Source organism: Streptomyces sp. NPDC056347 (genome assembly GCF_042262625.1).
Classification (GTDB): Bacteria; Actinomycetota; Actinomycetes; order Streptomycetales; family Streptomycetaceae; genus Streptomyces.
Genome location: NZ_JBHJQP010000239.1, coordinates 1 through 9,686 on the forward strand (window position 1 = coordinate 1; position 9,686 = coordinate 9,686).

Annotated in this window: 7 protein-coding genes; 3 read left to right on the forward strand and 4 right to left on the reverse strand. The window is 70.3% G+C overall.

The window, feature by feature from the left end:
- Window positions 1-196: 196 nt before the first annotated feature.
- Window positions 197-640: an SPW repeat protein gene (locus tag ACFCV8_RS33565; protein ID WP_376689289.1), complete on the reverse strand. Its 444-nt coding sequence runs from the start codon at window positions 638-640 to the stop codon at window positions 197-199.
- A 371-nt stretch (window positions 641-1,011) separates the two neighbouring features.
- Here ACFCV8_RS33565 and ACFCV8_RS33570 point away from each other — a divergent pair, with 371 nt between their 5' ends.
- Window positions 1,012-2,073 carry a sodium:calcium antiporter gene (locus ACFCV8_RS33570; protein WP_376689290.1) on the forward strand — a complete coding sequence of 354 codons (1,062 nt, stop codon included), beginning with the start codon at window positions 1,012-1,014 and terminating at the stop codon, window positions 2,071-2,073.
- Between the two features lie 197 nt (window positions 2,074-2,270).
- Here ACFCV8_RS33570 and ACFCV8_RS33575 read toward each other — a convergent pair whose 3' ends face one another.
- The 3 genes from ACFCV8_RS33575 to ACFCV8_RS33585 form a co-directional block, all read right to left on the reverse strand.
- Window positions 2,271-3,635, reverse strand: coding sequence for a cryptochrome/photolyase family protein (locus ACFCV8_RS33575; protein WP_376689291.1), 1,365 nt, complete (start codon window positions 3,633-3,635; stop codon window positions 2,271-2,273).
- A gap of 168 nt (window positions 3,636-3,803) precedes the next feature.
- On the reverse strand, window positions 3,804-4,646 hold the full coding sequence (locus ACFCV8_RS33580; RefSeq protein WP_376689292.1) for a siderophore-interacting protein: 843 nt from the start codon (window positions 4,644-4,646) through the stop codon (window positions 3,804-3,806).
- 46 nt (window positions 4,647-4,692) lie between these two features.
- Entirely contained in the window at window positions 4,693-5,601 is a 909-nt protein-coding gene (locus ACFCV8_RS33585) for a 5'-3' exonuclease H3TH domain-containing protein (RefSeq protein ID WP_376689295.1), read from the reverse strand.
- A 349-nt stretch (window positions 5,602-5,950) separates the two neighbouring features.
- Here ACFCV8_RS33585 and ACFCV8_RS33590 point away from each other — a divergent pair, with 349 nt between their 5' ends.
- On the forward strand, window positions 5,951-7,024 hold the full coding sequence (locus ACFCV8_RS33590) for a glycine betaine/L-proline ABC transporter ATP-binding protein (protein WP_376689293.1): 1,074 nt from the start codon (window positions 5,951-5,953) through the stop codon (window positions 7,022-7,024).
- Window positions 7,017-9,653, forward strand: a complete 2,637-nt coding sequence (locus tag ACFCV8_RS33595) for an ABC transporter permease/substrate binding protein (RefSeq protein WP_376689294.1) — start codon at window positions 7,017-7,019, stop codon at window positions 9,651-9,653. Before ACFCV8_RS33590 ends, ACFCV8_RS33595 begins: the two co-directional genes overlap by 8 nt.
- Window positions 9,654-9,686: the final 33 nt, after the last annotated feature.

Genomic DNA, 9,686 nt, shown 5'->3' on the forward strand with positions numbered 1-9,686 from the left:
GTCGTCGGCGTGGCGGCCGGGGGCGTGCCGCCGGCGCGGGGCGAGGTGGTGGTGTTCGGGTACGGCGAGGAGGCCGGCGGATGCGGGCTGCCAGCCGAGTTTGTGGAGGTCGAGGGTGACGCTGCGTACCGCACCGGCACGCCGCAAGGCGCCGGGCTCTGATCCGCCGGGCACAGGCCCCGGGGCCGTGCCTTTCTCAGTCGGGATGCTTTCCGCTCTTCAGGGCCACGCCGACACAGGCCAGTCCGAGCAGTACGGTCAGGCCGCCGACGATGACGTTGTTCAGGACGATGCCGATGCCGGGGCTGCTGCCGACGATCCATGTGGCAAGGATGATCCAGACGCCCATGAGGCAGATGGCTCCGCTCAGGCCGTACATGCGCTCCGGCATGACGGTGAACCCGAGGCCGAGCACGGCGATCGCGATGCCCATGATCAGGTTGTGGGTCGCGAGGGCGGACTGGGTCGCCGTGAAGTGCAGCACCCACGGCGAGATGGCGCAGTACAGGCCGACCAGGAACACCGGTGCGTCCACCAGGGCCACGTCCCGGCCACCGAGCATGCGGGCGTAGCGGTCCCGCATCTCGTGGACATCGGGGTGGGTGGCCATGTCATGGCCGGTGTGCGAGAGGTTCGACATGAGGTGGTCTCCTTCCCTCCTGCGGACCGGGTCGTCACTCCTCCGAGATGAGCGGCCCGTAATGCCATTCTGCGCTTATTTCGAACTTATGTGTAGATTTGCGAACCCCTTTGACCCGCATCCCGGTATCAGGTCCGGTAGGCTGACCGGCTGCGAAGGGGAGTAGCCCCGCAATACCGGTCGTCGACACACTGGAGCCCTCGGGTTCCCGGTGGCCGGGCCCGCTTCCGGGTTCTGGATGTGGGCGGGCGAGACCTTCGGCCCATTGCCGATGACGTATATCAGCGTGTCGGCGGGGTCGAAGCTGCCGCCGCCCCGCGCGCTGGTCGTCCTCGAAGCCCCCGCCGGTGCGGGAAGGCCGGACGATACCCGTGATCCATTTCGTACTGCTCATCGTGTGCGCGGTGGCGATCTACCTCTCCTGTGAGTGGTTCGTCAACGCGGTGGAATGGCTGGGCGAGCGCCTGAACGTGGGGAAGACGGCGGTCGGCACGATCCTGGCCGCCTTCGGCACCGCCCTGCCCGAATCAGTGGTCACCCTGGTCGCGGTGACCACCGGCGCCACCGACGAGGCCAAGAACATCGGCGTCGGCGCCGCGATGGGCGGCCCCCTCGCGCTGGCCACCGTCGCCTACGGCGTGACCGGAGCGATGCTGCTGCTCAAGCGCCGCAGGGAGCGTGCCGCCGTCCTCGTCGGCGCCGGTGGCCCCGGCCCGGATCCCGCCCCGTCGAACGGCGAGGCGCTGGGGGACGCGAAGGACATGAAGCGCCTGGCCAAGGACCAGAAGTGGTTCCTGCCGATCTTCGTCGTGAAGGTCTCGCTCGGCCTGGTGGCCTTCGCGTTCAAGCCCGCCCTGGGCGTGCTGTTCTTCGCCGCGTACGCGGTCTATTTCTGGCGGGAGATCCGCAGCAGCCGCGCCGACGACGACGCGGAGGACGAGGAGGAGCTGGAGCCGCTGAAGCTCCAGCCCAAGGCCGCCTCTCCGGCGACCTGGGCCGTGGCCGTGCAGACCCTGGCGGCCCTCGTGGTGATCTTCTTCGCCGCGCACTTCTTCGTGAAGCAGCTGGATGTCATCGGCCCGATGCTGGGCCTGTCCGCGACGGTCACCGCGCTGCTGCTCTCCCCGGTCGCCACCGAACTGCCCGAGATCATGAACGCGGTGATCTGGGTGCGGCAGGGCAAGACCAGGCTGGCGCTCGCCAACATCTCCGGCTCCATGATGATCCAGGCCACCGTGCCCAGCGGCATCGGCCTGATCTTCACCCGCTGGCACTTCGACGGCGCCCTGCTGTGGTCCGGCCTCATCACGACGGCAGCGATCGTCTATCTCCTGCTGACCATGCGCGCCCACAAACTCACCCCTGCTCGTCTCGCCGTCGCGACCGGCTTCTACGTCGTCTTCGCGGTGGGGCTGATCCCCATCCTCGGTTGACCCACGGGCTGCTCGCTCGCACCGCTGCGGGCGGGCAGCCCGTCTGCGGCATGGCTCGTCCGCCCGCCTTGTCACGCTCATCGCAGTCCGTGGGCGCAGGCCGCCCACTCCAGCTCGTCACGGCTCGGCGAGAAGAACAGATGCAGCTCGTGCGCGAGGTATCCCGGTCAGGCCCCGGAAACGGCACGAAGCGCGGTTCACCCCAGGCCGCGTGCGCGCTCGAAGCGGGCCCGCGCCTCCGCCAGGCCGACGAGCGGGGCCGGATAGCCGAGCGCGGCCCGGCGGGGCTCGGGCAGCTTCCACGGCTCGTGGATCTCGTGGCCCGCCAGTTCCGCGAGCTCCGGAACCCAGCGGCGTACGTAGCTGCCGTGCGGGTCGAGACGCCTGCCCTGGGCCACCGGGCTCAGGACCCGGTTGGGGCGCGTATCGGTGCCGGTGCCCGCCATCCACTGCCAGTTGAGCTGGTTGTTCGCCAGGTCGCCGTCGACCAGCAGGTCCAGGAAGTGCCGGGCGCCCACCCGCCAGTCCACGTAGAGCGTCTTGGTGAGGAAGCTCGCCACGAGCATCCGGCCCCGGTTGTGCATCCAGCCCTCGTGGGCCAGTTGCCGCATCGCGGCGTCGACCAGTGGATAACCGGTGCGCCCCGCCCGCCAGGCGGCGATCTCCTCCGCGTCGGACCGCCACTGGTCGTGCCGGGTGCGGTAGTCCTCCCGGGCGGCGTCCGGGAGGGCGGCGAGCACCTGGTGGTGGAAGTCCCGCCAGGCCAGCTGCCGTACGAACGCGTCGGCGCCCGGTCCGCCCCGCCGCCTCGCCCGGTCGACCGCTTCGGCCGCCGAGAGGGAGCCGAAGTGGAGGTGGGGGGAGAGCCGGGAGGTCCCGTCGGCGGCCGGGTCGTCGTGGGCGTTCCCGTAGTCGGCGAGCGGACCGCGCAGCCAGGACGCCAGCAGCCCGCGGCCGGTCGTCTCGCCGCCCCTGGCGAGCCCGGGGGAGGTGCCGGTCACCTCCGCCCGGTCCGGCAGCGGGTCCGACGCCACTTCGTCCGGCAGCCGCACCGTACGCGGCGCCTCCAGCGTCCCTCGCACCCCTGCCTCCTCCCAGCGGCGGAAGTAGGGCGTGAACACCGCATAGTGGTCGCGGCCCGCCGGTACGACCCGCCCCGGGGCGAGGGCGGTGACCACCGCGTCGTGTACGTGCAGGGTGCAGTCGACGGCCGCCAGAGCGGTGCGCAGCCGGTGCTCCCGGCGGGCCGCGTAGCCGCTCACCCCGGCGGCGATATGCAGGCTGTGCGCGCCGGTCGCCACGGCCACGGCGCGGGCGGCGGCCACCACCTCGCCCTCGCGGACGACGAGTCGCCCGCCCCGGCGGCGCAGCCCCGCATCGAGATCGGCGAGGCAGTCGGCGAGGAACGCCCGCCGGTTCGGCGCGTCGAAGCCGGTCCGGCGGATGCCCCGGTCGCGCACGAACAGTGGTACGACGGCGTCCGCGTCGCGGATCGCGGCGCACAGCACCGGGTTGTCGTGCAGGCGCAGATCGGAGGTGAACAGCGCGATGGAGACGGTCATGGCGGATTCCTTTGCCCGGGATGCGAGATCCTTCCACGCTTTCCGAAATTCGCGATACATCGTGATATATGCCTGCGGGTGGGCGGGCGCGGAAAGCGATGGGGTGGCGCGGGGCTCAGGACGGCCGTGTGCCCCGGCCGGGGCCGGGGCACACGGGGTGGTGCGGTGTTACGCGGCGTTCTCCTGCTCGCGCTCCACCTGTGCGTTCCACTCGCGCTTGACCGAACGCCAGGCGTCGTCGTTCTGGCCGAGCCGCCAGTAGCCGGAGATGGACAGCTGGGGGAGCGGCACCCCGCGCTCCAGCCGCAGATGGCGGCGGATCTCCTTCACGAAGCCCGCCTCGCCGTGCACGAACGCCCGGACCTCGCCCGCCGGGAACTCCAGCCCCTTCACCGCGTCGACCAGCGCCTCGCCGACCGGACGTGCGCCGCGGTGCAGCCACGTCACCCCGATGCCGTCCGGGGTCGCGATCTTCTGCTGCTCCGTGGCGTCCGACACCTCGACGAACGCGTGCACCACCGCGCCCGCGGGCATCTGCTCCATGGCCGCGGCCACGGCGGGCAGTGCGCTCTCGTCGCCCACCAGCAGGTGCCAGTCCGCCGAGGCGTCGGGGCCGTAACCGCCGCCCGGTCCCAGGAACGTCACCCGCTCGCCCGGGACCGCCCGCATCGCCCAGGGCCCGGCGAGGCCCTCGTCGCCGTGGACCACGAAGTCGATCGCGAGCTCCCGGGCGACCGGGTCCCAGGACCGCACCGTGTAGGTACGGGTCGTGGGCCACAGCTCGCGCGGCTGCTCCTCGCGGATGCGGGCCATGTCGAAGGGGTGCGCGTAATCGGCGCCCTCGGGGGCGAAGCAGAGCTTGACGTAATGGTCGGTGTACCCGGAGAGCTCGAAACCGGCGAGGCCCTCGCCGCCGAGCACCACGCGCACCATGTGCGGGGTGATCCGCTCGGTGCGCACCACCTCGGCACTCCGCGCCGTGGGTGCCTGCCGCGCCGGTCGTTCTGCCACGAGGTTCTCCCTGATCCGATTGCTTAGGCTTACCTAAGCTAGCATCTCAGCCGGGCAGAGTGGAGAGCAGCCGCTGAAGGGCTCCGCCCAGCCCCCACCGCTTCGCCAGGGCTTCGAGGGCGGCGGGATCGCGCGGAGCGGCAGGCAACGCGGGATCGAAGTCCGGCAGCGGTACGTCGTCGGCGACCCGGACCACCTTGGGGGCGACCGCCACGTACTCCCGCGCCTCGTCGAGCCGTCTGCGCTGCGAGGGTGTCAGCCGGGACGACGGGTCGTCGACGGCGGCCATGATCCCGGCCAGGTCACCGAAGGCGTCCAGCAGTTTCGCCGCGGTCTTCTCGCCGATGCCGGGGACTCCCGGCAGCCCGTCGCTCGGGTCGCCGCGCAGCAGCGCCAGGTCGACGTATCCGGCGCCGTCCACCCCGTACTTCTCCCGGAGCCAGGCCTCGTCCGTCAGCTGGAGCGAGCCGACGCCCTTGATCGGGTAGAGCACCCGCACCCCGCGCGCGTCGTCGACCAGCTGGTAGAGGTCCCGGTCGCCGGTGATGATGTCCACCGGGCCGGTGGCGCGCCCGGTGAGCGTGCCGATCACATCGTCCGCCTCGTAGCCGGCGACGCCTACCCGGGCGATACCGAGCGCGTCCAGCACCTCCTCGATGACGGGCACCTGCGGGGCCAGCGTGTCCGGGGTCTCCTCCTCGTCGGGCAGGCCCTCGGCGGTCTCCGCGGCGACCCGGTGCGCCTTGTACGAGGGGATCAGCTCGACCCGCCAGTGCGGCCGCCAGTCCGCGTCCATGCAGGCCACCAGGGAGTCCGGCCGGTGGTCCTGCACCAGGCGGGCGATGAAGTCGAGCAGCCCGCGCACGGCGTTGACCGGCGTCCCGTCCGGTGCGCGCACCGAGTCGGGCACGCCGAAGTAGGCGCGGTAGTAGAGGGAGGCGGTGTCGAGGAGCATCAGGCGTCGCGTCACATCCCGATGATGCCGTACCCCGCTGACAGCGGCCCTCGCCAGCTCCGGCCGCCCCGAGCCCGGAACCCGGCGTACGCGTGGTGTCCATCCCCCGTTCGAGTGTGACCTGGGTCACTCTTGTGTTTGCCCCGTGTAAGTGAGGGCAGGCGCGCAGCCGGAGCGGAACACGTACCGGTTTCAACCAGTGCACGTGCCATGCGGACCGAATCCGCGCCGCTCCACGGTCTGCCGGAGGGGGTGGCAGACCGTTTTCGGTTCGACCCGCGAGGTGTATGTGTCCAGGCTGCAAGCCGAGCACTTGTACAAAGTGTTCGGCAGACGACCCGATCAAGCCGTGCAGAAGCTCGAGAGCGGCGCCGACCGCGACGAGCTGCGCACCGACGGAACGACCGCAGCGGTGATCGACGCCTCGTTCACCGTGGAGCCGGGACAGATCTTCGTCGTGATGGGTCTGTCCGGGTCCGGCAAGTCCACGTTGCTGCGCATGCTCAACGGACTTCTGGAGCCCACGGCCGGACGTGTGCTGTTCGACGGCCAGGACCTGACCGCCCTGAGCCCCGCCGAGCTGCGCCATGTCCGGTCCTCCAGGATCAGCATGGTCTTCCAGCACTTCGCGCTCTTTCCCCACCGCAGCGTGCTGGAGAACGCCGCGTACGGCCTGGAGGTCCAGGGCGTACCGCGTGCCGAGCGGGAGAAGCGCGCCGCCGAGGCGCTGGAGCTCACCGGCCTCGCCGGCTGGGAGAAGTCCTGGCCCGACGAGCTGTCCGGCGGCATGCAGCAGCGCGTCGGCCTGGCCCGCGCCCTGGCCACCGACGCCGACCTGCTGCTGATGGACGAGTCCTTCAGCGCACTCGACCCGCTGATCCGCCGCGACATGCAGGACCAGCTCCTCGAACTGCAGAAGCGGCTGAAGAAGACCATCGTCTTCATCACCCACGACCTCAACGAGGCCATGCGCCTCGGCGACCGCATCGCCGTCATGCGCGACGGGCGGATCGTCCAGCTCGGCACCGCCGAGGACATCCTGGTCACCCCGGCCAACGACTACGTCGCCTCCTTCACCCAGGACGTCGACCGGACCCGGGTGCTGACCGCGGGCGCCATCATGGCCGAACCGCACACCGTCATGGGCACCGGCTCGGACGGCGGCGCGGAGCTGCGCACCCCCGCCGACGTGATCGAGGCCGCCCCCGCCACCGTCAGCGAGTCCACGCCGATCATCGAGCTCTTCACGCCCTGCTCGCAGGGCGGGGCGGCCGTCGCCGTCACCGATGCCAAGGGCAAGCTCGTCGGAGTCGTCCCGCCCGCCCGGCTGCTCGCCGTCCTCGGTGAGCCGATGACCCCCATCGAGGCCCCGCGCGACATCGCGGCCGACGCCGTCGCCACGAAGAAGGTGGCCAGTGTTTAGGCTCCACCTCGGCGACTGGGTCGACTCCGCCGTCGACTGGCTCCAGACCCACCTGGCCTGGCTCTTCGACGCGATCAGCTCCGTCGTCAGCGGCATGTTCGACGGCATAGCCGCCGTGCTCTCCGCCCCCGCACCACTGCTCTTCGCGGGCATCGTCGCCGTCATCGCCTGGTGGCTGCGCGGCCTGCTCGCCGGTGTGCTCGCCTTCGCCGGCTTCGCCCTCATCGACTCCGTCGAGCTGTGGGACGAGGCGATGGACACCGTCACCCTGGTGCTCGTCGCCACCATCATCGCGCTGGTGCTCTCCGTGCCGCTGGGCATCTGGGCGTCCCGCTCCAAGACGGTCAGCGCGATCACCCGGCCGGTCCTGGACTTCATGCAGACCATGCCCGCCATGGTCTATCTGATCCCCGGCGTCATCTTCTTCGGCGTCGGCGTGGTGCCCGGCATCATCGCCACCATCATCTTCTCGCTGCCTCCGGGCGTCCGGATGACCGAGCTCGGCATCCGCCAGGTCGACGCCGAACTCGTCGAGGCGGCCGAGGCGTTCGGCACCACCCGGCGCAACACCCTGCTCCGGGTCCAGCTGCCGCTCGCCCTGCCCACGATCATGGCCGGGATCAACCAGGTCATCATGCTGGGCCTGTCCATGGTGGTCATCGCCGGCATGGTCGGCGGCGGCGGCCTCGGCGGAGCCGTCTACCGGGCCATCGGCAACGTGGACGTCGGCCTCGGCTTCGAGGCGGGCATCTCCATCGTCATCGTGGCGATGTACCTGGACCGGATGACCAGCGCGCTCGGCCGCGAGGTCTCCCCGCTGGCCCGCCGCGCGCTCGCCAGGGCACAGGCCATGTCCGGCGGCCTCAAGATCTGGAACCACCGTCCGCAGCCCGTCGTCGCCGTCTCCGGCGTCGTGATCCTCGCGCTCGTCGCGGGCGCGCTGGGCGTCTTCGGCTCCTCCGGCACGGACAAGTCCGAGGACACCGCGGGCGACGCGAAGATCGGCGCCGGCAAGAAGATCAGCATGGGCTACATCCCGTGGGACGAGGGCATCGCCTCCACCTTCCTCTGGAAGGAGATGCTGGAACGGCGCGGCTTCGAGGTCGACGTCAAGCAGTACGAGGCCGGCGCGCTCTACACCGGCATGGCCAACGGCCAGATCGACTTCGAGACCGACTCCTGGCTCCCGGTCACCCACGCCAGCTACTGGAAGAAGTACCAGGACCGCCTGGAGGACCTGGGTTCCTGGTACGGCCCCACCTCGCTGGAGCTGGCCGTCCCCGCGTACCTGAAGGACGTCACGTCCCTGGACGACCTCAAGGGCAAGGGCGCGCAGTTCAAGAACCGGATCGTCGGCATCGAGCCGAGCGCCGGTGAGTCGGGCCTGCTCAAGGACAAGATTCTGCCGGGCTACGGCCTGGACAAGGAGTACAAGGTCGTCGACGGCTCCACCCCGTCGATGCTGGCCGAGCTGAAGCGCGCGTACGCCAAGAAGGAGCCCATCGTCGTTCCGCTCTGGTCGCCGCACTGGGCGTACAACCAGTTCGAGCTGACCAAGCTCAAGGACCCCAAGAACCTCTGGGGCAAGGGCGACGGCATCCACACCCTGGCCCGCAAGGGCTTCGGCGCCGACAACCCCGAGGTCGGCGACTGGCTCAAGAACTTCACGATGACCGAGGACCAGCTCACCAGCCTCGAGGCGCAGATCCAGAAGTCCGGCTCCGGCAAGGAGCAGGAGGCGGTCCGCGCCTGGCTGAAGGCCAACCCGGGCGTCGCCGACAAGTGGACCCCCGTCGCCGAGAAGGCCCCCGCCAAGGCCGCGAACGGCAAGGACGAGCGGGACCGCACCGTCGAGATGGCCTGGTTCCCCTGGGAGGAGGACATCGCCGCCACGTACCTGTGGAAAGCGGTCCTGGAGGAGCGCGGCTACAAGATCAACCTCAAGCAGTTCGAGGTCGGCCCGATGTACACCGCGATGTCGCGCGGCCAGATCGACGTCCAGTTCGACGGCTGGCTGCCGTACACCCAGAAGAACTACTGGGAGAAGTACGGATCGAAGCTGAGCGACCTGGGCTCCTGGTACGGCCCCACCTCCATCGAGGCCGCGGTGCCGTCCTACGTGAAGGACGTCAGGACCCTCGCCGACCTCAAGGGCAAGGCCGAGCGGTTCAAGGGCCGGATCGTCGGCATCGAGCCCGGCACCGCCACGATGGAGAACCTCAAGAAGAACGTCCTGCCGACCTACGGCCTGGACAAGGAGTACAAGGTCCTCGACTCCTCGACGCCCGGCATGCTGGCCGAGCTGAAGCGCGCGTACGCCAAGAAGGAGCCCATCGCGGTGCTGCTCTGGACCCCGCACTGGGCGTACAGCGAGTACGGCATGACCAAGCTGGCGGACCCCGAGAAGGCCTTCGGTGACGGGGACCGGCTGCACACCATCGCCTCCAAGGACTTCCCGAAGCACTACCCGCAGCTCACCGAGTGGTTCAAGGACTTCAAGCTGAGCGAGGACCAGCTCGCCGGACTGGAGAACCAGATCCAGAAGCGCGGCGCGGGCCACGAGGAAGAAGCCGTCAAGGCCTGGATGGAGAAGAACCCGGGCATCGTGGGCACCATGGCTCCGCGGTAGGCGCCGCACGGCACCGGAGCACCGGAAGAGGGG